This is a genomic window from Microcystis sp. BLCC-F210 (genome assembly GCF_042134685.1).
Classification (GTDB): Bacteria; Cyanobacteriota; Cyanobacteriia; order Cyanobacteriales; family Microcystaceae; genus Microcystis; species Microcystis aeruginosa_D.
The window spans coordinates 3,322,277-3,347,322 of the sequence record NZ_CP169647.1 but is presented as its reverse complement, the minus strand read 5'-3'; the positions used below and the strand labels follow the sequence as shown (position 1 = coordinate 3,347,322).

18 protein-coding genes and 7 pseudogenes are annotated in these 25,046 nt (G+C 40.5%); 13 read left to right on the top strand and 12 right to left on the bottom strand.

Going from position 1 to position 25,046, the window contains the following annotated elements; translation table 11 throughout:
• Nucleotides 1–33 precede the first annotated feature (33 nt).
• On the bottom strand, nucleotides 34–939 hold the full coding sequence (locus ACE3JL_RS16070) for a hypothetical protein (protein ID WP_271989369.1): 906 nt from the start codon (nucleotides 937–939) through the stop codon (nucleotides 34–36).
• A gap of 230 nt (nucleotides 940–1,169) precedes the next feature.
• Between ACE3JL_RS16070 and hypE the strand changes: the two genes are divergently transcribed.
• The 4 genes and pseudogenes from hypE to ACE3JL_RS16050 all read left to right on the top strand — a co-directional run.
• Entirely contained in the window at nucleotides 1,170–2,240 is a 1,071-nt protein-coding gene (hypE, locus tag ACE3JL_RS16065; RefSeq protein ID WP_271989366.1) for a hydrogenase expression/formation protein HypE, read from the top strand.
• 355 nt (nucleotides 2,241–2,595) lie between these two features.
• Complete coding sequence (locus tag ACE3JL_RS16060; protein ID WP_271989364.1) at nucleotides 2,596–2,940, top strand: hydrogenase maturation nickel metallochaperone HypA; 345 nt, start codon at nucleotides 2,596–2,598, stop codon at nucleotides 2,938–2,940.
• Nucleotides 2,931–3,743, top strand: a complete 813-nt coding sequence (gene hypB / locus ACE3JL_RS16055) for a hydrogenase nickel incorporation protein HypB (protein ID WP_002780168.1) — start codon at nucleotides 2,931–2,933, stop codon at nucleotides 3,741–3,743. Before ACE3JL_RS16060 ends, hypB begins: the two co-directional genes overlap by 10 nt.
• Before the next feature lie 46 nt (nucleotides 3,744–3,789).
• Nucleotides 3,790–4,053, top strand: a pseudogene (locus ACE3JL_RS16050) (transcriptional regulator); the annotation flags it as partial.
• Between the two features lie 257 nt (nucleotides 4,054–4,310).
• On the opposite strand, the gene ACE3JL_RS16045 reads toward ACE3JL_RS16050, so the two are convergent.
• Nucleotides 4,311–6,419 carry a recombinase family protein gene (locus tag ACE3JL_RS16045; protein ID WP_375327912.1) on the bottom strand — a complete coding sequence of 703 codons (2,109 nt, stop codon included), beginning with the start codon at nucleotides 6,417–6,419 and terminating at the stop codon, nucleotides 4,311–4,313.
• Between the two features lie 78 nt (nucleotides 6,420–6,497).
• On the opposite strand from ACE3JL_RS16045, the gene ACE3JL_RS16040 reads away from it, so the two are divergent.
• Nucleotides 6,498–7,835 (top strand): proton extrusion protein PcxA, encoded by a 1,338-nt coding sequence (locus ACE3JL_RS16040; RefSeq protein WP_375327911.1) that lies wholly within the window; start codon nucleotides 6,498–6,500, stop codon nucleotides 7,833–7,835.
• Between the two features lie 88 nt (nucleotides 7,836–7,923).
• Here the strand turns inward: ACE3JL_RS16040 and ACE3JL_RS16035 are convergent, their stop codons facing one another.
• Together ACE3JL_RS16035 and ACE3JL_RS16030 are read right to left on the bottom strand one after the other, a co-directional pair.
• A complete protein-coding gene (locus ACE3JL_RS16035) occupies nucleotides 7,924–8,052 on the bottom strand; it encodes a hypothetical protein (RefSeq protein ID WP_271989358.1) in 129 nt (42 codons plus the stop codon).
• A 91-nt stretch (nucleotides 8,053–8,143) separates the two neighbouring features.
• Nucleotides 8,144–9,376 carry a ScyD/ScyE family protein gene (locus ACE3JL_RS16030; protein ID WP_375327910.1) on the bottom strand — a complete coding sequence of 411 codons (1,233 nt, stop codon included), beginning with the start codon at nucleotides 9,374–9,376 and terminating at the stop codon, nucleotides 8,144–8,146.
• A gap of 753 nt (nucleotides 9,377–10,129) precedes the next feature.
• On the opposite strand from ACE3JL_RS16030, the pseudogene ACE3JL_RS16025 reads away from it, so the two are divergent.
• Nucleotides 10,130–10,477, top strand: a pseudogene (locus ACE3JL_RS16025) (transposase); the annotation flags it as partial.
• A gap of 190 nt (nucleotides 10,478–10,667) precedes the next feature.
• Here ACE3JL_RS16025 and ACE3JL_RS16020 read toward each other — a convergent pair.
• The 3 genes from ACE3JL_RS16020 to ACE3JL_RS16010 form a co-directional block, all read right to left on the bottom strand.
• Nucleotides 10,668–12,521, bottom strand: coding sequence for a penicillin-binding protein 2 (locus ACE3JL_RS16020; RefSeq protein ID WP_271989356.1), 1,854 nt, complete (start codon nucleotides 12,519–12,521; stop codon nucleotides 10,668–10,670).
• 326 nt (nucleotides 12,522–12,847) lie between these two features.
• A complete protein-coding gene (locus tag ACE3JL_RS16015) occupies nucleotides 12,848–13,369 on the bottom strand; it encodes a hypothetical protein (RefSeq protein ID WP_271989355.1) in 522 nt (173 codons plus the stop codon).
• Nucleotides 13,370–13,501: 132 nt separating this feature from the next.
• Nucleotides 13,502–14,866, bottom strand: a complete 1,365-nt coding sequence (locus tag ACE3JL_RS16010) for a GTP-binding protein (RefSeq protein WP_271989354.1) — start codon at nucleotides 14,864–14,866, stop codon at nucleotides 13,502–13,504.
• A gap of 175 nt (nucleotides 14,867–15,041) precedes the next feature.
• Between ACE3JL_RS16010 and ACE3JL_RS16005 the strand changes: the two genes are divergently transcribed.
• Nucleotides 15,042–15,230, top strand: a complete 189-nt coding sequence (locus ACE3JL_RS16005) for a hypothetical protein (RefSeq protein ID WP_375327909.1) — start codon at nucleotides 15,042–15,044, stop codon at nucleotides 15,228–15,230.
• 357 nt (nucleotides 15,231–15,587) lie between these two features.
• Nucleotides 15,588–16,160, top strand: coding sequence for a DUF2808 domain-containing protein (locus ACE3JL_RS16000; RefSeq protein WP_271989373.1), 573 nt, complete (start codon nucleotides 15,588–15,590; stop codon nucleotides 16,158–16,160).
• A 13-nt stretch (nucleotides 16,161–16,173) separates the two neighbouring features.
• Here the strand turns inward: ACE3JL_RS16000 and ACE3JL_RS15995 are convergent.
• A pseudogene (locus ACE3JL_RS15995) lies at nucleotides 16,174–16,248 on the bottom strand (Uma2 family endonuclease); the annotation flags it as partial.
• A gap of 465 nt (nucleotides 16,249–16,713) precedes the next feature.
• On the opposite strand from ACE3JL_RS15995, the gene ACE3JL_RS15990 reads away from it, so the two are divergent.
• The gene (locus ACE3JL_RS15990) at nucleotides 16,714–16,884 is read left to right on the top strand and encodes a metallothionein (RefSeq protein ID WP_375327908.1); all 171 of its coding nucleotides are present in this window, start codon (nucleotides 16,714–16,716) and stop codon (nucleotides 16,882–16,884) included.
• A 229-nt stretch (nucleotides 16,885–17,113) separates the two neighbouring features.
• The gene (locus ACE3JL_RS15985; protein WP_334311252.1) at nucleotides 17,114–17,485 is read left to right on the top strand and encodes a metalloregulator ArsR/SmtB family transcription factor; all 372 of its coding nucleotides are present in this window, start codon (nucleotides 17,114–17,116) and stop codon (nucleotides 17,483–17,485) included.
• Here ACE3JL_RS15985 and ACE3JL_RS15980 read toward each other — a convergent pair.
• A complete protein-coding gene (locus tag ACE3JL_RS15980) occupies nucleotides 17,482–18,270 on the bottom strand; it encodes a pentapeptide repeat-containing protein (protein ID WP_375327907.1) in 789 nt (262 codons plus the stop codon). The two genes, ACE3JL_RS15985 and ACE3JL_RS15980, sit on opposite strands and share 4 nt — an antisense overlap.
• A 201-nt stretch (nucleotides 18,271–18,471) precedes the next feature.
• On the opposite strand from ACE3JL_RS15980, the gene ACE3JL_RS15975 reads away from it, so the two are divergent.
• Complete coding sequence (locus ACE3JL_RS15975; protein WP_375327906.1) at nucleotides 18,472–21,534, top strand: DEAD/DEAH box helicase; 3,063 nt, start codon at nucleotides 18,472–18,474, stop codon at nucleotides 21,532–21,534.
• A 57-nt stretch (nucleotides 21,535–21,591) separates the two neighbouring features.
• On the opposite strand, the pseudogene ACE3JL_RS15970 reads toward ACE3JL_RS15975, so the two are convergent.
• Both ACE3JL_RS15970 and ACE3JL_RS15965 read right to left on the bottom strand, forming a co-directional pair.
• Nucleotides 21,592–21,948 (bottom strand): annotated as a pseudogene (locus ACE3JL_RS15970) (potassium channel family protein); the annotation flags it as partial.
• A 103-nt stretch (nucleotides 21,949–22,051) separates the two neighbouring features.
• Nucleotides 22,052–22,258 (bottom strand): annotated as a pseudogene (locus tag ACE3JL_RS15965) (two pore domain potassium channel family protein); the annotation flags it as partial.
• Between the two features lie 290 nt (nucleotides 22,259–22,548).
• Between ACE3JL_RS15965 and ACE3JL_RS15960 the strand changes: the two are divergent.
• A pseudogene (locus ACE3JL_RS15960) lies at nucleotides 22,549–23,797 on the top strand (ISNCY family transposase).
• A gap of 321 nt (nucleotides 23,798–24,118) precedes the next feature.
• Here ACE3JL_RS15960 and ACE3JL_RS15955 read toward each other — a convergent pair.
• Nucleotides 24,119–24,232, bottom strand: a pseudogene (locus ACE3JL_RS15955) (two pore domain potassium channel family protein); the annotation flags it as partial.
• A 318-nt stretch (nucleotides 24,233–24,550) separates the two neighbouring features.
• Here ACE3JL_RS15955 and ACE3JL_RS15950 point away from each other — a divergent pair.
• Nucleotides 24,551–25,045 (top strand): permease, encoded by a 495-nt coding sequence (locus tag ACE3JL_RS15950; RefSeq protein ID WP_271989349.1) that lies wholly within the window; start codon nucleotides 24,551–24,553, stop codon nucleotides 25,043–25,045.
• Nucleotide 25,046: the final 1 nt, after the last annotated feature.

Below are 25,046 nucleotides of genomic sequence, written 5' to 3'. Positions count from 1 at the left end.
GTTTCCCTAATACCTCTGTTTGATCATAACTGATTAATCATACCAACTACTGCGCCAAGCCGCTTCCGCTTGAGCAATAGTATATTCTTTGCGAATACGATAATATTGTTTCCCTAGACGATTTAATTGTTCCCAAAGGGAGCGAATTTGATTTCTTTCGACACTTAAGCGCGTATCAGCAAATTCCAGTTCAGCCATTCGTAGATGAATTGCCGTTACTTTAGTGACTTTGCCACTTGAAAAATCATGATCATCCCCATCATCTTCATCTTCATCTTCATCTTCATCTTTTTCTTCCTCTGGTTCAGGGTTTTTAGCTTCTACTAAAATGTTTAACATATTATTTCCTCCACCTAGGGATTGTCCCTCTTCTCCCGCTTGAATTGCCATATCGATAATTTGACTGGGTAGATAAGGGGGAAGAATATAAGCTTTTTGTAGTTGCTGATTAATTTGTTTGGAGAGATGATTAAGAATCTCAATACAGTTTTTTTCCAGCACTCGACAACAATGGAGTAAAATATCAGGGTTATTAATCTCTCCAGTTGCGGCTATATTTTCCGGTTTGTTTAGAAAAAGTTTCAAGAAATCTGGGGTATTAACTGTCTCTGCTGGACTTTTAGAGAATCCTACCCCTGAAAATGTCCCTCGATCGAAGCTCTGCTCGCCCAATTGCTGTAAACTGGCTTTAGCCTCTTGTCCCAAAGTTTTGATCTCCTCTTGTAGTTTCTGACGATTGCTGTGGGAGAGAGCCAGAAATTCCCCCCCATAGTAACGGGTACAGATATAATACACTGCCCCGATCGCCTGTTTATAGAGAGATTCTCCGAGTAAATCAAGATAAATTCGGTATTTTTCTCGCATTCTTTCGGCTAAATTTGCCACTTCCGTTTCTATGTTCTTTAAATCTTGTTGTAGTTTGTTCAGTCTTCCAGTCATAGAAATTTTACTGAGGGAGAAATTAGCGATCGGCAAATTCTATTATAACGACTCACTGTCAGCTATAGCACCTTGACATGGGGGAGATACTCAGAAGAAAAGAAGTTAAACTGGAATCTGTACTGCGTTGCTCGTCTTTCAATTTCACTAGCGTTTCTCATCAAGATCAAGTGTAACCTAATTTGCTATCGACCAGCGACTCACCAAAACGAAAACTTTCTACCTCACCTATGACTAGCACTCCTTCAGCTTTTTTAAGATTAAAAAAAAACAAAATCACTGATACAAATATCACTCTCTCCCATGGCAGTGGTGGCAGCGCAATGCGAGATTTAATTAATGAGATATTTGTTAGTAATTTTGATAATAACCTACTGGCAACCCTTGAAGATCAAGCCCGATTTGAAATTAAAGATTTAGCTGGAATAGGCGATCGCTTGGCATTTACCACCGATTCCTATGTGGTTTCTCCCCTATTCTTTCCGGGGGGTGATATTGGCAGTTTAGCAGTCAATGGAACCGTTAATGATTTGGCTGTGGGTGGGGCAATTCCTCTCTATCTCAGTTGTAGTTTTATCCTCGAAGAAGGTTTATCTATCGACACCCTAAAAACCATTGTTACTAGCATGAAAATAGCCGCCGAAAAAGCAGCAGTAAAAATCGTCACCGGGGATACAAAAGTCGTTCCCAAGGGACAAGGGGATCAAATATTTATTAATACCTCTGGAGTGGGAGTAATTCCAGCCGGAATCAATTCTGGGGCGAATAATTTACAAGTTGGCGATCGCATTTTGCTGAACGGTTTTCTGGGGGATCACGGTGCCGCCATTCTGATTGCTAGGGGCGAATTAGACCTACAATGCACAATCGAAAGCGATTGTCAAGCCCTGAATTCTTTAATTTCTGCAATTCTGGCCGTTTGCCCGCAAGTTAAAGCGATGCGGGATGCCACTAGAGGCGGATTAGCCACGGTTTTAAACGAATTTGCCCAAAGTTCAGGGGTGGGAATACAGGTGCAGGAAACGGCGATCCCCATCCGGGAAGAAGTGCGAGGAATGTGCGAATTATTGGGCTTAGAACCGCTTTATCTGGCAAACGAGGGCAAATTAGTCCTTGTCGTGCCTCCAGAGGCAGAAAATCGCGTTTTAGCAGTGATGCGTTCCCATCCTGACGGTAAAAATGCCGCTTCTATCGGGGAAGTCGTCGCTTCTCCTCCCAATTTAGTTTACTTAAAAACCCCCTTCGGCACTAACAGAATTCTCGATATGTTAGTCGGTGAACAATTACCGAGAATATGTTAATTAGGGTTTGCTGAAAACGTTTGTTGTTAGGGTTAAGAGTCAGGAGTCAGGAGTCAGGAGAATTAAGAATGAATAATAATCAATTAAATAGTCTATTTACAAATTTTAGGAAATTTAATCCTTATTTTTGCCGTTTGTGAACCCTCAAATAGTTTGGGTTTTGGGGTTTTAGTAGAAATTTCCCTGATAAGTAGTAGTGCAAAATTAATTTCCTAGTAAAGATAGGCAAAAGGCAAGAGGCAAAAGGCAAGAGGGGGTTAGATATGTGTAATTAATTTTGCTTAGGTACTTAACTGATAACTGATCACTGATGACTGATCACTGATAACTGATAACCGGTAACTGATAACTGAAAATGCACGAACTAGGAATCACCCAAAATATTATCGAACTTGCTTTAGAACATTCCCGAGGAATGAAAGTTAAACGCGTGGTGTTAGAGATTGGTAAACTAACGGCAATTATGCCAGAATCGATCGCTTTTTGTTTTGATACCTGTTGTCAAGGTACTAATATAGAGGGGGCAATGTTAGAGATTCTGGAAATTTCTGGTTTAGGACAGTGCCAAGATTGCGAAAATAAGCTAGAACTAGAATATCCCTACGGAATCTGCGATCAATGTGGTAGTCGCAATATAATCATTTTACAGGGTCAAGAATTAAATCTTAAATCGTTGGAGACAGAATCCTTATGTGTGTAACCTGTGGTTGTTCTGATAACTCGGAAGTAACGGTAACTAATCCGCAAACGGGAACCCATGAACATATTTTAGCCGATGGTACTGTTATTAGTCATAGCCATCACGATCACGAGCATGAGCATCCCCATCATCCCGCGGAAATTCACGCTCAAATTCATGGCAATATTCTCCAAGTTGAGCAAAATCTGCTGGCAAAAAATAATCTATTAGCGGCACAAAATCGCGGTTGGTTGAAGGGGAGAAAAACTGTTGCTCTTAATCTGGTTTCTTCCCCCGGTTCGGGAAAAACTACCCTGTTAACTCGCACAATTGCCGATTTAAAAACCGCTATTCCTATCAGTGTCATTGAGGGAGATCAAGCTACAGCTAATGATGCTCAAAAAATTAGTGAAACCGGTTGTCAGGTTATCCAAATTAACACCGGAACAGGTTGTCATTTAGAAGCATCAATGGTAGAGAGAGGATTAATCGAACTCGATCCACCGATGAATTCTTTAGTCATGATCGAAAATGTCGGTAATCTAGTTTGTCCTGCTTTATTTGATTTGGGAGAAAATGCCAAAGTCGTCATTCTTTCCGTCACCGAAGGAGAAGATAAACCGATTAAATATCCCTATATGTTCCACGCTTCTCAAGTCATGATTTTGACAAAAATAGACCTACTACCCTACGTTAATTTTAACCTCGATCGCTGTTTAGATTACGCTTATCAGGTTAATCCCAATCTGAAAGTTTTTCAAGTTTCTGCTACCACTGGAGAAGGTTTAGATGCTTGGTACAGTTGGTTAAAATCACTGGTTTAAATTAAGCAATAACACACCCAAAAAGTTCAGTCTAACGAAAAGAAAAATGATTCTAGCACTTGATCACAATACTTATAATCAACTGTTGACTAAATTTCAACTCAAAATTATTGAAAATGAGAAAAAATATGAGCAAGTGCGTTATCTCCTGCTTAATCTAATCAGTAAACAGAATCGACTACCAGAAGAAACTGTGATGGTTAAATTAATGGCGACAATTATTAAGGATTTTGATACCAAACAACCTCGACCCAAACCAGCTTCACCACAGGAAGTATTATTACACTTAATGTCAGCTAATAACATGAAATAATGTGAGTGCTGGATAGAACCCTTGTGTGGTTCGGAGTTGGTAACTTTTAATTTACAACCCAAAAAGGCTTTATACTAAATCCAGTTATTAAAAACTGATTATTTATTCTCCGTTTTGCCCTTTGCATGAGTAGAAAAAGGGTTTCTCGGAGAAACCCTTTTTCTGTGCGTTACTCAACGGATTTAGTATTATACTAAATCTAGTTATTAAAAACTGATTATTTATTTCCCCTTTTGCATTTCCTAACCAAGAAGTTAATTTTGTTCTAGCGCGTAATCATATTCTTTTGCCGCTTGTACTAAAGATAAAAGTTGTCCAGTTTGATCAGTTCCTGATACTCCTAAATCACTGTGACAGAGGATAACTTTTTCGCTTACCCTTGCTAATAAATCCCTTAAAACTCTCTGTAAACGTGCCTGATTTTCCTCTAATTCTGCTTCCGTTGTCCAGCGTTGATAAGGACTTTCTCGCCAAAAAATCGGCGCAGCAAAAAGAGTAGCAGCACCTCCTTGTTCCCAGAGTGGGGAGGAACAATCTAGCCAAAAATGCCAACGATGACTAGAACGAAAAGAACGATATTGAAAGATATTGCCTAGAGTAACTGCTGAGGAAGATTTAATAAATTGTCGCACAGGATAGGGATTAGCAGCAATTGTACCGCGGCGCAAAAGTTGGATAAACTGACTAATAGTTTCGCTGGGACTTTGAAAAGAGGGTTCACTCTCGCGCAAACGGCGATCGATCTCCCAAAAATGTTGGGCAGTTTCCATTAATTCTCGCAAAGCTGCCAAGTGATCGAAGGGCAAATTTTCTCCATCGTTTAATAATTGTTCGATCGCTTGATTTAAGACAAAAATCGGGAAAAGTTTGGCTTCTTGCTGCCGTTTTTTCATCCCTTCGATCCAGTGACAAATTCTTTCGTAGGCAGTACAAGCTTTTTGTCCTAAGCGATCCCAACGGGGAAAAGTTTCGATCGCTAATAAACGAGGATTTTCCAGATCCACTTGATAACAATGATCGGCAATTAATCCAGCGCGAACCGGATCGATATCGGGAATTAAATTTTGTTCTTCATCCCAGCGATAACGGCTAAAAATCACCAGCATTTCCGCTATAGCCTCTTGGGGGGCTAAACGCCCCAAATTTTCATAAACAAGGGCGAGAAGGGTCAATAATCCCCGAATCAGAGGACAACTGATCAGGGGTCGTTGTTCGTTCAGGGGTTGAACGGCTATCCCGGCACTGGTTAAAATTTCCATCAGGCTATAACGGGCAATTTCGTCTAAACCAGGGGCAATAACGGCGATTTCTTCGGGTTTTACCGCTCCTTGCTTGACTGCTTGAATAATAGCTGTAGCTGTCTTCCGTAACAATTCAGCGCGAGAGGTGGTTTGCAGGGAGATGAATTGATCGGGAAGATTGCCAAGATAGTTACCGTCGCTGATTAAGGAGAGAACAGTCTCGCTAAACTGAGCAGCTAACCCCTCAGTGGTAGATAATGACATAATTTGACAGCGTTTCTCTAATTTTTGTAGATAATCGGGATCAGCAGTTAATCCTAAGCGAATTTTTCCCTGGGGATTGTAGGTAAAAACGCTAAAACAATCGTGATCGAGGAAAAAACTGAGTAAATCCTTGGCAATAGCTGGATAATCGTCCACATCGTCCGCAAAAACTGCCCGGAAGCGTTTTAATAGTTGCTGTTGATAACGACTATCAGGAAATAAATAGCGCCAATAGAGTTCGTAGATGATACCATAACTTAATAAACCACGTTCTAGAGACCAATCACGCCATTGAATGATTAATTCTCCCACTTTTTCTGGTGTTTCCTGCTCATTAATCGCTAAAACTCGTTTTGAATCTGTTTCTGATAATCCGTCGGCTAATCTTTCGGGTATCTTTTCTGCGGGAACACCACTAGCGCCGGCTAATTGTAACAAATCGAGAACTTGACGGACGAAACGATATTCATTTATGCTAGTAAGCTGGAAGAATTCAGCGATTGCTGGTTGCCAGAGACGGGTGGCGAGTTCCTGCTCCGTTTCTGGGCGTAATCGGCGGGGAAATTGCGCTTTTAGCCCCAAAAACTCGAAAATTAACGGCCAAAACAGGATGACTTCATCGGTGAGAAAACCTAAAGGGGTTTTGCAGAGAATCGGATAGCTACCCCTAACAGCAATGGCTAATCGATCGGCTAATTCCCGTTTATTATCATCGTTGGCAGCGAAAACTAAGATCGATCGAGGAAGGGGGGATGATTTTTCTTGATCGCGAGACACCCAGCGCCGAAATTCCCCGACTAAAGCGGTGGTTTTTCCCGATCGCGTGCCACCTTCGATCCAAATTGGTATGATTGACATCGTTTTTTCTCGATTGTATTTGTTAAGATAACTGATCGGTACTCTAGCTTTTCTCCCTTGTGGAAGTAATTGTTTCCTATGAATCTTAATCGGATTTTGCAAGGTGTTAATCAATGGTTATTACAAACTCCTGAACGTTCTTTAGATGAGGCCTATCATGCAGCTTTGAAGATTAAGGAAATAGAAGATAAGCATTTTCAAGGGCGAAAAGTGGCGAATGAATTCTCGAATTATGGCAGCAGCACTAATTCCTATTTTATCGCAGAAGTTAAAGGTTATTTGCAAAAAATTAAAGTCAGATTGACGGAGTTTAAAGCTAGTCGCTCGATCGTTAATACTTTCGGACCTAATCAACCGACAATTAATAATGGTGTGATTACTGTCACCACAGATGTTTGTCTGAAAAAACTTCAGTTTATCGATAGTATTATTGGAAAATATCAAGATAATTATTGGCAAGAAGACATTCAAGATGTTCCCAAAAGTATCCAGAACAGAAATTTTGAGCAGGAAACAGCCAAAAATAAGACTTCTAGAAATCGCTCTTTTTTAGCAGCGGGTAGTATTGAAGATGAGGAAATAATCAAAAGTAATAAATCCCAAAAAGCTACGGAAAAACCGGGGGTTTTACCCCGTTCTTTTGTCAATACTTTTAATCGCATTAAACAGGAAATAGATCCCCAAGCGGAGGAATCGGAGGAGGCAGTTTTAAAGAAATTTCGCGATTCTCGTTATAAAACCGCCATTTCCCTCAAGTTTATTTTACTGTTAATTATTGTTCCTTTATTAACTCAGCAATTAACCAAAACTTTCCTGATTACCCCCTTGGTTAATAAATATTTCCAACAACAGGAACAGTTTATTTTTATCAATCAGGATTTAGAAGAAGAAGCTTTTTCGGAACTGAGAAGATTTGAGGAAGCTTTACATTTTCGAGGTATGATTGGTTTAGCACCCAAATTATCTAACGAAGAAATCGAGGTAGAAATTACTAAAAAAGCAGCGGTAATAAGTGAAGAATTTCGCCAACGAGGTTTAAATGCGATCGCTAATATTTTCGCTGATATTTGTTCCCTGATTGCCTTTGGTTTTGTTATCGCTTTTAGTCGTCGAGAAATCGAGATTGTCAAGTCTTTTCTGGATGGCATTCTCTATAATCTTAGTGATTCAGCTAAAGCTTTTTTAATTATTCTCTTTACCGATATATTTGTCGGTTTCCACTCTCCCCACGGTTGGGAAGTGATCCTAGAAGGATTAAGTCGTCATTTCGGTTTACCAGAAAATCGCCAGTTTAATTTTCTCTTTATCGCCACTTTTCCCGTTATCTTGGATACAGTCTTAAAATACTGGATTTTCCGTTACCTCAATCGCATTTCTCCCTCGGCAGTGGCTACCTATCGTAATATGAATGAATAGGGTAAAGTCAGGGAGAAACCTAATAATTTATCCTTCTAATTTGGGGGGATAATTTGGCCTCTGTCTCTTGTACTTTGGTAAGTTCTAATTACAAAGCAGTGGCAATCTGTTCTATACTTAAACCTAAAGCTAGTAAACCAGCGACCGCTTCAATTTTAGCTTGTTCACGACCTTCTTCTTTAGCTTCTTGATAAAGTCGAGTCTGTCTGAAGATCATCTAATCCGAATATAGCTTCTAACTCCATGTGACCAAGATTAGTAAATAGCCGATTCAAGTCTGAATTGCATCACTATCTAGACTAAATTAATTATTTCCGCTGGCGTAAAAGTAATGAAACTCCACCAAAAATGCCAAAAATTAGCAGTCCTGTTATAGAACTAGGTTCGGGGACTGAAACCTGAACACGAACAACTTGACCTTGTCCTGGAATGTAACCTAGATTAGAAATATAAATATCACCATCAAGACCAATTGCTAAAGCCGTCGGGAAAAATAGTCCATCACTGATGATGGATTTGCGATTTCCTTTGGGATCTATGTAGCTTAAAAGACCTGGACTAATATCAAAATATAATGAGCGAGTGGCATATTCTAGGACATACAAGCCTCCTTGATCATCAAAGGCAATATCAATTATTTGGGTGAAGCCATCAGCATACACTTCTGGTTTATTATCAGTCCCCAAGCGAAAAATACGTGCTGCATTTTCTGGAGAAGGAAATCCCGTCAATTCTGAGATATAAAAAGCTCCATCAGGCCCAATAGCCACACTGGTAGGAACTGATTGCATGGCAATGATTTCTCCAGTAAAGGGGTCAGTTATCGGACGTTCAGGAAAGACAGACAACAGAGTAAGTTCGCTACCATCAGTTTTAGCTTTAAAAAAATCGTTCCCAGCTGCATCGACGATATAAGCAGTGTCATCTTTAATTAAAAAAGCATAGGGATTGCTATCAATGCCATCGTTATAGGGGTTAAAAAAGCCCGAATTATTATTATCGGGATTAAACAATCCTTCATACTCAGCTAGGTCTGCTAACGTTGTCAGAGTAACCTGTCCATTAAGATTATCAATGGCGACCAGTTGTCCAAATTCAGGAACATTAAGCACTTGATCCCGTTGTTCTGGAGAAGACCCCAACCCAAAAATGGCATAAGCTCTTCCAGTGGAGTCAAATTGTATATCATGGATTCCGGTCGCATCAATAGCAGTAGAGAATTCTGGAATTGGTAAAGCAATAGACGGAAGACCTGTAACAATGCGTTCAGCTGTACCATTTTTAATGCGGGTTATCGCACCAGTGTTACCATAACAAACTACTGGTCCGTTAGGTCCGGCTCCCGGTGCGGGAATACAGGGGCCTGCGCCTCCTCTACCTGCTTCTGTAACGTATAAGGCTCCATCGGGACCAAAGGTGAGACCTCGTGGACTTTCAAGTCCACTGGCGATTATTTGCAAGTTAGCCGCCTGTAAGGGGCTGCCAACTCCGAATATCGTTAAGGCTGTTCCTACGGCAACTGTCAATAATTTTTTGAGCATTGATTAATTTCTCCGTAAATATTCAGGTCTAGGGCTTGACAAAGAGAGAAAAATCAGCAGTGGGGATAAGAGAGACAACCGTATTTAAGGGGTGATGGACAGGGGCCAAAGCCTGTCGTCGGCAGCCGGTTTTCTTGCACTAACATCGGATTTTAGCAGGTCAAAAGTCTTATTTTAAAGGTTCTTCGGTTTTTTTTATGCAACGTACAGAATTATAAGAAATGAGACTCTTATAGAGAAAGACATTTGGCAATTTTTGTCAATTTTTTTCGATCTAGAGCGAACTAATCAATTAAATCTATTGCCAGATAAGAATTTAGTCGATTTATGCCCCCCAATCGAACCATACCAAGTAACGAAGAAGCATTTTTAAAGAGTTTTCCCATTATTCAGCAAACCCTAGATAGTTTTTGGTAATTTCTAGCATTTGGAGTTTCCTCTAAAAGTTCTCGGCTCTCTCAGGTTTGGTGGGTAAAATGTATTCTAAGATACAGTCATGCTGGTGAGTCAGTGGAAGAAACCACAGAGACACAGAGAACACAAAGATTGACCGCTTCTATAGTAAGTTAAACTGCTCACACAAAGAATAAGAGAGCCAGTTCTCTAGTCTGCATTATTCATGAGAGTAGGGTAAAAAACCCTGAAACCACTACCAGATATAAGTTAGAGCGACTTGATCTCAACAACAGTCTGTTTTGTCTCTCCGTCACTGGGCTAAATGAGAGAAAATAATGGTTAAAAAAGCAGAAAAAAGATGATGTTTATGTCCAAAGAGGAGCTAGTTCGGAGCATAGAATTAAAGAATTAAAACTAGGAATCAAAGCTGACAGACTCAGTTGTCAAAAATTTATTGTCAATCAGTTTCGTCTGTTTTTATCTCAAGCTGTTTATATTTTACTGCTGGGGATTCGGGAAGCAGTACAGGGGACAAGATTGGCAAAAGCAACAGTTTCTCGTTTAAAAGAAACTTTTATTAAAAGTGCGGCAAAAGTTAGTGTTTCGGTCAGAAAACTATTAGTTGAGTTAGCATCTCATTGTCCATTTGCTTATGAAATTAGTCTAATTTCACAGCGACTTTCTAGTGGAGTTCAACTAATTTTTTTTAAAAGCCAAGCCTCCCTAGGATTATTGTATCTGAATGATAGTTTTAGTCGCTTTTTAAGGCTTTAATTGTTAATTTTGTGCGGTTGATTAAGGATTTTTACTTACTTATTTAACCCCCAAAAAAACTAGATGTAAATCCAGTTTTTCGGGTTCTTTGTTTTTTGGTTCATGAATAATGCAGGTTAAATTAATCATGCCGCGGGGGTTTATTGGTCGCAGAACCCGCCGGAGCGACCTTCGAGGTGGGGGGGATACCCTTGAGGGAAATAAGCGTATTCATCACCGTTTTTGCTACCGGAGCGGCAACAGTGGAGCCAAAAGTATTCGCCCCCTTGGGTTCATCCACCACCACCAAAACCACATAACGGGGCGATTCGATCGGTAAAATTGCGACAAAGCTGGTAATTTTGGCGTTAGGTAGATAACCCCCCGTGGGACTAGCTTTTTGTGCGGTTCCAGTTTTGCCTCCGATGCGATAACCGGGGATTTGGGCCGCTACCCCTGTCCCCTTGCTGACGACGGTTTCCATCATTTCCACCACTTGCCGGGCTACGGTGGCAGAAAAGACTTTTTTGCTGGGATAATCGGGCTGCCAGTGCAAACGGCCGCGGTCGTCGGCTAATCCTTTGATCACATGGGGAGTCACCAGCGTGCCACCATTGGCCAACGCACCGTGCAATTGTACTAATTTTAAGGGTGTTAGGGATAAACCTTGACCAAAGGAAGCGGTGGCCGATTCAATGGCATTATCCAGAAATTCTGGTTCGGGTTTGAGATATCCTGCCACTTCTCCGGGTAAATCTACACCAACCCTTTGATTTATTTCCAATCCTAATAAACTTTTATAGAAATCAACTCGCCCCATTTTTTGGGCAATTTGCACCATAGCCACGTTACTAGAGGTTTGCAGAACTCGGGCCATATCTAGCGCCCCATAACCCTGTTTAGATGCATTTTTAATGGTCCAAGGACCGACAGTAATTGCCCCCGGATCATTGACTACCGTATTAGCTTTAATTGCCCCTGCTTCCATGGCCAGGGCGATAATAATTGGTTTAAAAGTTGACCCTGGTTCGTACTGATCGGCTACGGTCCAATTTTTAAATAGAGCTACATTGGCTTTGTAGTATTCATTGGGGTTAAAAGTTGGCTCACAAACTAGGGCTAAAAGAGAACCATCGAGGGAGTCCATGACGATGACAGCCCCTCGTTTAGCATTAAATTTTTTTAGCTGTTCCCGTAGGGCAGTGCGAGCGGCTCTTTGTAGTTTTAAATCGAGGGTTACTTCTAACTGTAATTCATCAAATTGAAAGATACCATCGGGAACAAAAGCTGGTAAAATTCGCCCGTCTCCCATGCGTCTTGTATTGACAGAAAAGGGATCTCTTTCTAATAACTGACTGGAACCTCTTTCTAATCCTGCCTGACCACGATGTTCTTTATCTACATAGCCAATCACGTCGCCGGCCACATCGTCTTGGGGATAATAACGAGCGTATTTTTCCTCTAATTCTACACCGTCAAGAGATAATTGTTTTAAGCCCCTAGCCACGGATTCGGTTAATTGATTGGCTAAACGAATTCCTGTTTCTTTTTCTTTAAATCTTTGAATCAGTTGATTAGTAGGAATGTTTAATAAAGGAGCTAATTTATTAGCTACTTCTGCTGGGGGAATAGCAAACAGTTTTGGGTGTACATAAAGAGTATAAATCAAGCGATCGGTCGCCAAAACATTACCATTACTATCGACGATCGCCCGTCGGGGAATATAAGGTCTAATGCTGGTGGTTTGCTGTTTTCTGGCTCTTTTTTGCAATTCCTGCACTTGTACTACCTGTAATTGGTACAATCGCCAAGCTAACCCCAAAATACCCATGACTAAAACCAGCCATACCGCCACCAGTCGCCCATTACTCAAAGGCAATTTTTTTAACTGTTGCTGTTGTTTTTTGGCGTTTAAGTAGGACTTTCTGTCCCGAATACTGCCAGAGGGCGATCGAGTTTTTTTAGCTCTAAATCCTGGTCTTTTTGTGTCAGTCATGAGAAGTATATTTCAGTTATCAGTAAATAGTAAACAGTAATCAGTAAACAGTAATTACTGATCAGTAATCAGTAATCAGAGTAATCAGTAATCAGACAGTAGGAAACTTCTAAGTAGTCGTGCAAAATAAATTTCCTAGTGAAGAAAGGCAAAAGGCAAAAGGCAAGGGGGGGTTAGATATGTGTAATTAATTTTGCTTAGGTACTTATTTAATACTGCACACTTAAAAACTCACATCTGATAACTTTTAACTTACTCACTGATAACTGATAACTGATAACTGATAACTGTTAACTTACCCACTGATAAATGATAACTGATAACTGTTAATAAGCACTTCTGGGTCGAGAATTGACTGTAGATTGGGGTTGAGAAACGGAGGACGGTTTCAGGTTGGGAGCAGATTTACGCTGTAAAAAGATAGTTTGGAAAGGTTGGGGATGAGTTAATCCAGTTTCGGGTTTTTCTGCTTGTTGAGCTAGTTGATGTTTAAGGGTTTCATTGGTGGCCAAAAGATGACGTTCATGACGTTGCAGTGTTTCCAGTTTGCCAAATTCTTTGTCCCAAACCTTGGGAATATACACCGTCCAAGCATATATTCCCAGAGTCGAACCCAAGAGACAAAAAGTAATCACAGCTACTATTTTTTCTAGGAGGCAAAGGAAACGTAATTGACGCGAGGCTAATTGTTTTTGGGTCGGGGCCACGGGAACTCTCCCCACTGATTTAGTCGTCGGTTTGACTGTTGGGAGCGCCCGATTTACTGATGACTGGGGACGAGGTTGACTCCCTTCACTTTTTTGGCAAGAAACGGAAACGGGGATATAGGACTTATGGGCAGCAGACATGATTTTCTCTCAATATTTCTAGCTGGTTGTCGTGGTCAAAAATTAAGTTTCTAAAATTAGGAGTCGGTCATCAGTAGTCAGTAGGAAATATTTAATTGATAACTGTTGCCTTTTTTCCTTTTTACTTTAAAATTACTGCTCTAGTTCTAGACGTAAACGATATAAGATAGTTTGTGGATGAACTTGAGCGAGAATTTGATTAATCACCGTACTCGGTCCGGATGCCCCCCAACTACAACCGCGTTCTAGATAGATTTTAGCGGCTTTCCCGATGATATAGGTTCCATAAGCGGCAATTGCTCCCTGTAGGAGAGCGGTGCTACCGTAGAGAGTTAAAGAGGTGGGATTTTCAAAAATACTCGCCGCAACAGCTGCCGTTTTGCCCAAACCAATAATCACAGTGCTGAGGATTTCCCCCACCAACAACCCCACACTGCTCAAAAGTAGAGTCCGCCAGAGTTGACCAGCTTGGTGACTGGTAATTGGCAGGCCGTACAAACGAGCTAAAGCTCGAACTAGAGTTAAATCGACGATTGAAGCCCCTAGGAGGTCTAAAATAGCGATCGGATTAGCCGCAATCGCTAAAGCCTTATATTTCGCGTATTGCCAGATAATTTCTTCCGCTTGACTATCCCGCAGTTCCAGGGTTTTTCTAGCGATATTTTCCTCCGCTTCTTGTCCTTGTACTAAAGCATTTAAGGCCAAAAGCGATCGCCCTTCCCGATTTAAAATCGTTAAGAGTTTATCTTGCAGCTCGTCAATTTGGGGGGGAGGGGTTTCCCACTCACTCACCACGCGCCCATCGGGGTATTCCACCCGGACAGGAATCGGTTGCGGTTCGGCGGCTACCATAACTATCTCATCGCTAGTTAACAAATCTTCTAACGTTTTTTCGGCCCGATTGGTTCCTAATCTCTGTAACTGCTGAAAAATCTGACAGCGATCAGCTTCTGGATAGAGATCAATCTTATTAAACACCAAAATGATCGGTTTTTTAGCCCGGCGCAATTCTGAGAGAGCCTCGTATTCAGTGCGGGTAATATCCCCCGCAACGATAAATAAAATCAAATCGGCACTTTTAGCGACTTCTCTGGCCATATTCGCCCGTGCTTCACCTTCAATCTCATCCAATCCGGGAGTATCGATTAATTCTATCTGGATTTTACCCGTGGCTGGCATCCAACGCACCGATCGCGGCCAGCGTGTCACCCCGTGTAGGGGTCCGGTTGCCAGGATTTTTTGACCGACTAAAGCGTTTACCACTGAGGATTTACCGCGACTTACTAACCCGAAGGCTGCCACCCGAATCACCGTTTCATCGAGTTTATCTAAGGCCGATTTGAGGGACTGCAAATCCTGTTTAACAGCGGCCTGAAGTTGGGGATCGGGGGGATAATTCCAATGGCGGCGAAAACTGGCATACCAAGTTAAGGCCTGTTGTAAACTAGCTTTAGCCTGATTGTAATGAGTTTCCTCGATCGATGGGGTCTTGGTCACGGTTGATTTTTTCAGTATTGAGGAACTTGCGTATTAATAGGTTAACGTCTAGGCGGTCGAAAGCAACTTGTTACTCTCACTCTCAACTATTATGGTAACTGAACTGACTTAAAAAATCAAATCAAGCTTAAAAGATGCGGCAAAAAAGCTGATAGGGTCGAAGAAAAGGGCTTTTATGGCGCAAGTAACTATAGACTATTTTAACTCTTCGCCCCATTGGGCTGAAACAGAATTGGGATGGTTTAGACAGGCAATAGCAAAGGGATTGAAAGATGTAGAAACTGGGATTATTTATGTTGATAACTATCGTGCTAGGGGGAGAAAAAACGGAGGAGCTGCTGCCAAATTTAGAGGCAGATATTAAGAGTTTAGTGGAGATGTACTCGCAAGCAGACCCTAAATTTTAATCAACTCTTGCCTTGAAAAAATCAGTACCACACCCCTAAAAGAGGCATTAAAAGAAGAAAAAGGTTATAGGGATGAACAATTGCCTTCTCGTCAAACCATAGGTTAAAAAAATACAAAAAATAAAACCGCTCAAAAAAATTCCAGAAAACGGATTTAGTATTATTTGTAGGATGGGTTAGCGATAGCATAACATGAGCAGGCGTTGGGTTTCATGCTTCAACCCATCCTAGGTTCTGATAATACCAGCGGTTTAGTGTCCAGTGAATTTGCTATAATTCCCCTTGACAATCAATATTTTATAGTAGCTTTTACCTTGAAAAGTCCCTTTTTGCCTTTAAAACAGATTGAAAGTCTATCTAAACTGGCTTTGATTGCTATACTCGCTTTTGATGCTTCTGTCTCTCTCGCTGGACAATTTCCCGATGGCAGAATATTTTTTGAGAGTTCTCCCACTCTGGTTAATTTCTTTGCTACTTTCCAATCCGTGCGCGCTTGGGGTGCAAAATACTATCTTACCATCGCTCTGCCGCCGTCCCTCGGGGCTCCCTTGGGCAAAGTAACCATACAGCAGCAACCCAATATTCAAACTATTGCTTTTCTTGTTGACCAAACTTTTGCTTTTCTTGGCGATCGCAATCAGCGAGGCGAAAATTTAACCCTAAAATCCACTACTTTTGACCCCAATACTCAGACAATCACGGTCATTTTTGATCCTCCTGTCCCCCCCGGTAATACCGTTTCCATCGGTCTGAAACCAGTACAAAATCCCGATTATGGTGGTGTCTATCAGTTTGGAATTACTGCCTATCCCCCCGGGGATAATTCTCCCGGATTAGCTCTAGGTGTCGGACGTTTAACAATTTACGATGCAGGCGATCACTGGTAGTCTGTTCCGCGTCATCTTGCCAAGTGAGTGAAGTTAACAACAGGCGATCGCCTGGGGTAACAGTTAGTTGTTTTAATGCTAATAACATCAGAATTTGTCGGCTCAGTTGTTATAATTGGGCAGTTTAGTCAGTATTTAACTTTTTTCTAGCTTAGATTATATTATATAGTCGTTTTCATCAGAATGAGGCATGGGCAAGGGGCTTAAACTCTTTGTTGGCAAAACTTGTCGATACCTCAGTAACGTGAAAAGCTCTATATGCAAACTGAAAACTCAAATCTGATCACTGATCAAGGAGAACTTCCCACCTTACCCTTGATACCAAATCCGTTGAGTAACGCACAGAAAACGGGTTTCTCGGAGAAACCCGTTTTCTACTCATGCAAGGGGCAAGAGGAGAAATAGATAATCAGCCTTTAATAACTGGATTTAGCCTGAGATAACGGCCTCAACTTTCCCGTCTGAGTTTTAGAAAAATTTAACTTTATTCAATCCATGAACATCTGTTCAGATGTTATACTAAAGTCAGTAAAGAAGTTCAGAGGTAGTAACCATGATCGCTGTCACCATGATGAAATGTGCTTGTAAACCCTGTTTGTGTGTAGTATCGATCGCCGATGCCATCGAAAAAAACGATCAATACTACTGTTCCCAAGCTTGTGCCAATGGTCACGTTAACGAGAACAAGAAAGGCTGTGGACACAAGGGCTGTGGTTGCGTTTAAATTTAGTTATTGGGGAGAAGGGGACAAGTATCGGGATTGAAGATTCGATCAATACCTCCCTTTCTCAACTTTCCCTTAATAACCAGCAATTCTCATTTTGAAACGATTTTGCGTTGTTTCAGCGATCTAGAGATTCGTTAAGAATTATTAACCCCTCTGGGTGCAAGGGTTTTAATGTCATGAAACCTTAAAATGAGAATTGCTGCTTAATAACCGATCAGGAAAAAACATGGCCCTAGAGAAAATAGCACCGGTTTGTGGGGAATCCCATCACCAAGGGGCGAAATTCCAGCACTTGCAGGGATTAGAAATCGAAAAAGCCCAAAAAATGGCCGAATTTTTCAGCCTTTTGGGGGATGCCAACCGCCTCAGAATTCTGTCGCTTTTAGCCAAACAAGAATTATGTGTTTGTGACTTAGCCGACGATTTAGGGATGAGTGAATCGGCCGTATCGCACCAGTTAAGAACCCTAAGAGCCTTAAGATTAGTTAAATACCAAAAACAGGGACGGAGAGTCTTTTATCGTCTTGCCGATCATCATGTCCTTGACCTTTATTACGCGGTCTCGGAACATTTAGAAGAGCCAGCGGACGAGGACTAAAATAGTCCCAAAGCGGGTAAAACAAACTGTAAGAGCAGAGAACCAATCCCCTGCACCATTTGGTCTAATTGAGCGTTGCCACCACCTTGTTCTCGCGGTTTTAGGGCGATTTCCATGCCTTTAATAAAATTCTCTGCCGCTTCGTAACCGGGGGTATTGCCTTGTCGTTGAAAGAGAGTCGAAGCCATTTGAGCATCCTGGGCTGCTAGAGCATTTTGTCCCAGACGATAGTGAGCCATAGCCCGGGCTAGATAAGCTGGAGCATATTCGGAGTTAATTGTCAAGGCTTTATTAAAATTTTCTATGGCGGCGCTGGTGCGTCCCTGTTTTCCTTCCACCATTCCTAGTCCGTAGAATAGTTCAGGAGTACCGGCACTACTGGGAATTCCCACCGCACCCTGCACGTAGGCAGTATCTAGTTTGGTGTTTTCGAGGTTAGCATTATTGAGATAAGCGCCTCTTAAATCCGCACCCGTCAAGATTGCCCCAGTTAAGTTCGCTCCAGTCAGATTAGCACCAAAAAGAGAGGCACTGGTTAAATTTGCACCACTCAGATCCGCTCCACTTAAATTAGCTTGACTAAGATTAGCACCGACGAGATTGGCCCCATTTAATTTTGCCCCGACTAGATTCGATTGCACTAACCCCGAACCGCTCAGATCGCATTGGGGACATTGTCGGGAGGATAATAATTGCTGTAGGTGGTTTAAATCTTCCCCATAACCAACTAGGGACAAGTTCAGGGGAAGACTGAGGACGAGGGTTAGGGTGATCGATTTGTACATAGTTTCAAAATAACTCTATTGATTATCATTGATAATAACCATGCGATCGGGGCTAATCGCTGAACTAGATTCTGCTTGAGAAATCAGCCCTTGTCCACTAAAATAGAAGATTAGAGGCTCTTAAGGTCAGAAGAAGCGACAAAATCGAGATTTTTTGCCTTTTCAACAGCAGGTTTTTTAGAGGAATTTCCCTATTTCATAATGACTACTCTACACGGTAATTGGCTGATTGGTTCGCACGATAGTGTTTTTTTTCTTTGGGGTGAACAGTGGCAAGGGAAAGAATTAAGTGAAACCCAAGAAAATCATCCTTTTTGTCTAGAATCTGGGGCATTAGCCCAATTTATCGAGAAATTTTCTCCTCAGCTTAACCAGTATTCTCCAGAATCAATCAAGCTGAGTTTGCCGAGCTATTCTCCCCCTAGGAAAAAATATTTTTTACCGCTGTTGTCGGGGCAAATTCTCGAACCCACACCTAAATCCTTGTCTTGGCAGCCATGGCAGCTATCGGGATTAACTTTTTCTGCGGGGATGATAGTACAGTTATGGGAAAAATTACCCCTAGCTAAGGCCGAATTTATCGGCAATGATCTACGATTTTGGCTGTATTTACACCGTTGGAGTTTAGATTTATTAGCAAGGGGGAAATTTTTAGCAGGAATAAATCAGGGTGAAAGTTGCTGGTATCCGCTGCTAGATAGTACCATCGATCGCACTCGTTTAGCTAAGTTTATCCAAACCATCCCCCCTGTTTGTCTTGCCTATCAAGAAAATAGCGAACCACAAACAATTATTCTCGATTGCTTAAAAAATATTGTCGATGCTCGTTTGCGACAAAAAATAGATAGTACTGTTAATATTTCTCCCTCATTGATGGTGAAACCTTGGCTACAATCTTTAAGCAGTAATGATCATAACATTGCCTTAGAAGCCAAAAATCTACAACGTCTAGAAAATGCTTATAATAACTGGGTGTTTCCTATCCAAGAAAGTTTAGTTAATGGCAATAATCGCCAATTAATCGAGAATCAATACCGTGTTTGTTTATCTTTACAACCTCCCAGTTTAGGAACAGCGTGGAAACTCACCTATTATTTACAAGCGTTAGATGATCCCGAATTTCTCATTAGTGCTAAGTTGATTTGGTTAGAGGGAAAAGAAAGTTATCATAGTTATCAAAGAGTTGTCAATAATCCCCAGGAAATTCTCTTAAAAGGATTGGGATTAGCAGCGCGATTGTACGAACCGATTAGAATTAGTTTAGAGCAGAGACACCCAGAGGAATGTTCTCTTGATTCGATCGAAGTTTACCAGTTTATTCGCTCGATCGCTTGGCAATTGCAAGAGCAGGGATTAGGGGTAATTTTGCCAACGGGGTTAACTGCTGGTAGTAATAAACAAAGATTAGGAATTAAGATTGCTGCCAGTGTAACTCCCAAAAAAGGAGAAAGATTAAGTTTAACCAGTTTATTAAACTTTCAGCTTAAATTAGTGGTAGGGGAACAGGAAATATCAAAAAAAGATTTTGACAAGTTATTAGAGAAAAAATCGCCAGTGGTGGAAGTGGGGGGCAAATGGTTAATCCTACAACCTAGCGATGTTAAAGCAGCTCAGGGAATTTTAAATAATACCATCACTCCCCTGAATCTCTCGGTGGAAGATGCTCTGCGCTTGAGTTCAGGAGATAATAATCTAATTGCTAAACTGCCGGTAGTCAACTTCCAAGCGGAGGGAGCATTAAAGGAATTAATTGATAATTTAAATAATAATCAAGGGATTCAATTAATCAACCCACCGCGGGAATTTCGGGGAGAATTACGTCCCTATCAACTCAAGGGAGTTAGTTGGTTAGCTTTCCTAGAAAAGTGGGGTTTAGGTGCTTGTTTAGCCGATGATATGGGTTTAGGAAAAACCCCGCAATTAATCGCTTTTTTACTAGCATTAAAAGAAGAGGATATGTTAGTTAATCCCGTGTTAGTGGTTGCTCCCACTTCCGTGGTTAATAACTGGGAACATGAGTTAAGAAAATTTGCTCCTACCCTAGCGGTTTTTGTGCATCATGGCGAAAAAAGATTAAAAGGTCAAGCTTTTGCTCAAGCGGTAAAAAATCAATCGGTTGTTATTACCAGTTATCCTTTAATCTATCGTGATCTGTCCACCTTAGAAGCAGTACAATGGCAAGGTTTAGTTTTAGATGAGGCTCAAAATATTAAAAATTCTACGGCTAAACAATCCCAAGCAGTGCGAAAAATACCCGCAGGATTTCGGATTGCCTTAACGGGAACTCCCGTAGAAAATCGCCTGACAGAATTATGGTCAATTTTGGATTTTCTCAATCCCAATTTTTTAGGAACTCAAGCCTTTTTTCAGCGTCGGTTTGCCCTTCCCATTGAAAAATACGGCGATCAAGAATCCCTGCATAATTTGCGTTCCCTCGTCCGTCCTTTTATTTTAAGGAGATTAAAAACCGATAAAACTATTATTGAAGATTTACCAGAAAAACAGGAAATGAACGTCCTGTGTGGTTTATCAAAAGAACAGGGACAACTTTATCAACAATTAGTCGAGAAAACCCTCCAGAAAATTGAAGAAACCCAAGGGATTCAGAGACATGGATTAGTTTTAACCTTGCTAATGCAACTCAAACAAATTTGTAATCATCCCGCCCATTTTTTGAAAGAAAACAGTTTAGAAACCAGTCAAAGATCGGGAAAATTATTACGCTTAGAAGCTATGGTAGAGGAAGTGATAGCAGAAGGCGATCGAGCTTTAATTTTTACACAATTTGCCGAGTGGGGAAAACTCTTAAAAACCCATCTCCAGAAAAAATTAGCCGAGGAAATATTATTTCTCTCCGGTTCTACCAAAACAAAAGATCGGGTAGAAATGATCGAGCGCTTTCAAAATGATCCCCAGGGACCAAAGATTTTTATTCTCTCCCTGAAAGCAGGGGGAACAGGATTAAATTTAACCCGCGCTAATCACGTTTTTCATATCGATCGTTGGTGGAATCCGGCCGTAGAAAATCAGGCCACCGATCGCGCTTTTCGCATCGGACAAAAACGCAATGTTCAGGTACATAAATTCATCTGTACGGGAACCCTAGAGGAACGCATTAATGAGATGATCGAAAGCAAGAAACAATTAGCCGAACAAACCGTAGATGCCGGGGAAAATTGGTTAACCGAATTAGATACCGATCGCCTGCGAGATTTATTATTATTAGATCGATCGGCAATTATTGATGAAGAAGAAACTGATTAATCTGTCCGTGCATTTAAACTGCACCTTAATATATTTTAGTAGAAGGGATTATTTTGGTTAACGACCATTGTGTAAACTGACTAAACGAGCGATAAAAACGGCGGGATAGAGAACTCCAGTCATTCCTTCTAAATTGGCTAGAACTCTAGCGACTTTACTGGCAGGAACTATATCACCATAGCCCACCGTGGCCAAGGTAGTAAAGCTGAAATGAAGTAGATCCGCCTGGTTGACGGTTTTAGCGGCGGAGCCAAAGGAATCGGGGTCGAAAATCTGGACGATATTATAAGCGGCCGCCCAGAAAAATCCCAAGAGAAAATAGACACAAATTCCCCCTTTGATAATATCAGACGTGACTTGTTCGGCAGGAATTAATTCTAGTAAAATCGAGTACACACATAAACCAATAAAAGCTAAGTAGTCGTGCAAAATTAATTTCCTAGTCAAGATAGGCAAAAGGCAAGAGGCAGGAGGCAAGAGGTGGTTAGATATGTGTAATTAATTTTGCTTAGGTACTTAGAAAAATTAACGTACTAGATAGCTCGAACCAACGGTTGAAATCGCTATAAATAGGGATAATCGTGCTGAATGCTCGCAGGAGGAGGGCAATCAAAAACAGACCGATATTAAATCTTAAAGCCAATTTACTTCGATCGATCTGATAAACAGCGATGATCAGAGAGAGGGAGAAGAAAAAGAAAATCAGCCAATCTCCCAGCAGCAATTCTCATTTTGAAATAAATAGAGCATTAACCCCGATTTTGGCAAGGAAAATATAGTACGAAGCAACTATTTTCTAGAAGAGGCGAACAATAAAAAAAACAATTGGCTAGACAAATTAAGTATAAATACTCAAGCAATCAAAGAGGTTGGCTGAGAACGAACGGGGTTAAATCAGGAAGATAGTTCTGTTTTTAGAATAGGGAATTCAAGGGAAATAAAAATTTATAATTATTGTCAGCTAAGGTAAAATGGGTGAGATAGAAATCCACCAGCACGTCAAATTATTCCAAGATGGCTCAAAAAGCGGCAACCCTAGAAATTTCGGAATTAATGCAATTTTTACATCAAGAATTAGATGATTTACCCGATGAGAGGAAACCTGGAAATAATAGAAAATATGAGATAAAAGATGCCGTGATGGCTGCATTTTCAGTCTTTTTTACTCAGTCGCCGTCTTTTTTAGACCATCAACGTTTAATGAAAAGCAATAAGGGAAAAGATAATGCTGAAAGTTTATTTTCAATTAAAAAAATTCCTGGGGATAATCAAATAAGAAATTTGCTAGATCCAGTGCCAGCATCTAATATCTCTAGGACTTTTCAAAAAGTCTATGAATGGTTAAAAGAAAAGGGAGTTTTGAAAAAGTTTCTCTACTTAGATGGAGAAATATTAGTGGCGTTAGATGGCACAGAATATTTCTCATCAAAGAAAATTAATTGCCCTCATTGTAACTGTCGTAATCATCGAAATGGAACTACAACTTATTTTCATGGCTGTGTCACACCGATAGTAGTTTCTCCTAAGCAAAAACAAGTAATTAATTTAGAGCCAGAATTCATTAAAAAACAAGATGGACATCAAAAACAAGACTGTGAAAATGCGGCCGTTAAAAGATGGTTAAATAGGAATCATAAAAATAAGTATGGTTATCCTGTAACTCTTTTAGGAGACGACTTATATTCTCACGAACCTGTCTGTAAATTAGCGGTAAAACAAGGTTATAATTTTATTTTTGTTTGTTTGGAAACGTCGCATAAAACTTTATATGAATGGCTAGAATTTTTAGAAAAAAGTGGCGAAGTTAGGACCGTTGAAAAGAAACAATGGGATGGACGAAAAAATCTAATTTATCGTTATCGTTATGCTTCTAGAGTTCCCTTAAGAGAGGGGGACTCAAGTCTCGAAGTTAATTGGTGTGAAGTGACTGTTATTAATGAAAAAACCCAGAAAACTATCTACCAAAATAATTGGATAACTAATCATAAAATCACGGAAAATAATGTCGAAGAAATTGTCAAAGCTGGACGTAGCAGATGGAAAGTTGAAAATGAAGGCAATAACGTTCTTAAAAATCACGGTTATAATTTAGAGCATAACTTTGGTCATGGTCAGAATCATTTGTGCGAGTTCTTATTGTCTTTGAATTTACTAGCTTTTTTATTTCATACCGTGTTGGATTTAGTTAATTACACCTATCAAAAGATTCGTGAGCTATTAGTAACTAGGACTTCTTTCTTTAATGATATTCGTACCCTATTAAAATTTATTTGGTTTAAGAATTGGTCGGAATTTTTCTCATTTATTCTAACCGAATATGTCCCATTTAAAAAAGTAAATTCTAGTTAAAAATGTCAGAACTCTTGAAGGAGAAAAAGAAAATTGTTTATAAAAAAACTAAAAATTTTGTTAGAATTTCATCCAGATTTATGAGTTGAAATCGATTTTTCGTGGACAAAGTTCTTAAAACCTGTCTATCTCCAGCTTTGGATGATAATTATCTGTCAAAAAATCATGCTTCTACACAAGTTCTCTATTTAAATAAGAGAATTTTATCTGATTTTTTTCAAAATGAGAATTGCTGATCTCCCAGGGGTAGATATACTAAAAACGGGTAAATAATGTAGAGCGAGAGCAGATTTGCCAGCAGCCGATTGTATTTATTTTCTGTGGCCTGTATCAATTGACGGAATTTCATAGCAGCGAACCTTTAACTGGCTTACACTAAATCTGGTTATTAAAAACTGATTATTTATTCCCCTTTGCCTTTTGCCTCTTGCATGAGTGCCTCTCCTCATAACTAGCCTGTACTCAACGGATTTAGTATTAACTATATACCAACTCTCGCTTTCAGTAATCTTCCCTCTATTCTAACTCTCCTTCTCTGACAAAATAGAGATTAGGGAGCGATTTTGAGCGGCTCTAGGCAAGATCAGCCCCTTGCTGCTGAAAAAATTTAACTTTTGATGGTATAGTTCGCCTGGAAAGTCAAGATCGGCTCTCAAAGGGTAGCTATATGGTTCCAACTTCAGATCAAGCCAATGATTTCATTCAAAAAAATGCCCTGAGCAGTGGTGTCACCAACGCTGTTATCAATGGTGTGATTGGCTGGTTTATGTTTCGAGGAAAAGATACTCTACCGCTTACTGTGGATACCATATCAGGGCATGAAAAAACGGTCTTCTCCACGGGAGTGATGACCGCTTTTATACTTTCCCTCATCTTAGGGATGATTGCCTTTTTTACCTTCCGCCAAAAAGCCAAAGATTTCCACATCGCCTCCCCAGAACTTTTAGAGCGTCCTTTCTTCTTTTTTGGAGTTAGGACAGTCCTGTTTTATGCTCTGTTTGTCTTTGGTACAGTGGCCTTGGCTGCTCTATTCTTGCAAAAGTTTTTGGGGACGATTCTGGTAACACCTGTTATCGGCGCAATTATCTTAGGGATTATCGCCGGGATAGCCTCTTGGTTTATTAATGCGGCGGTGATGAAAGCCATCGGGCGGCCTGAGTAGA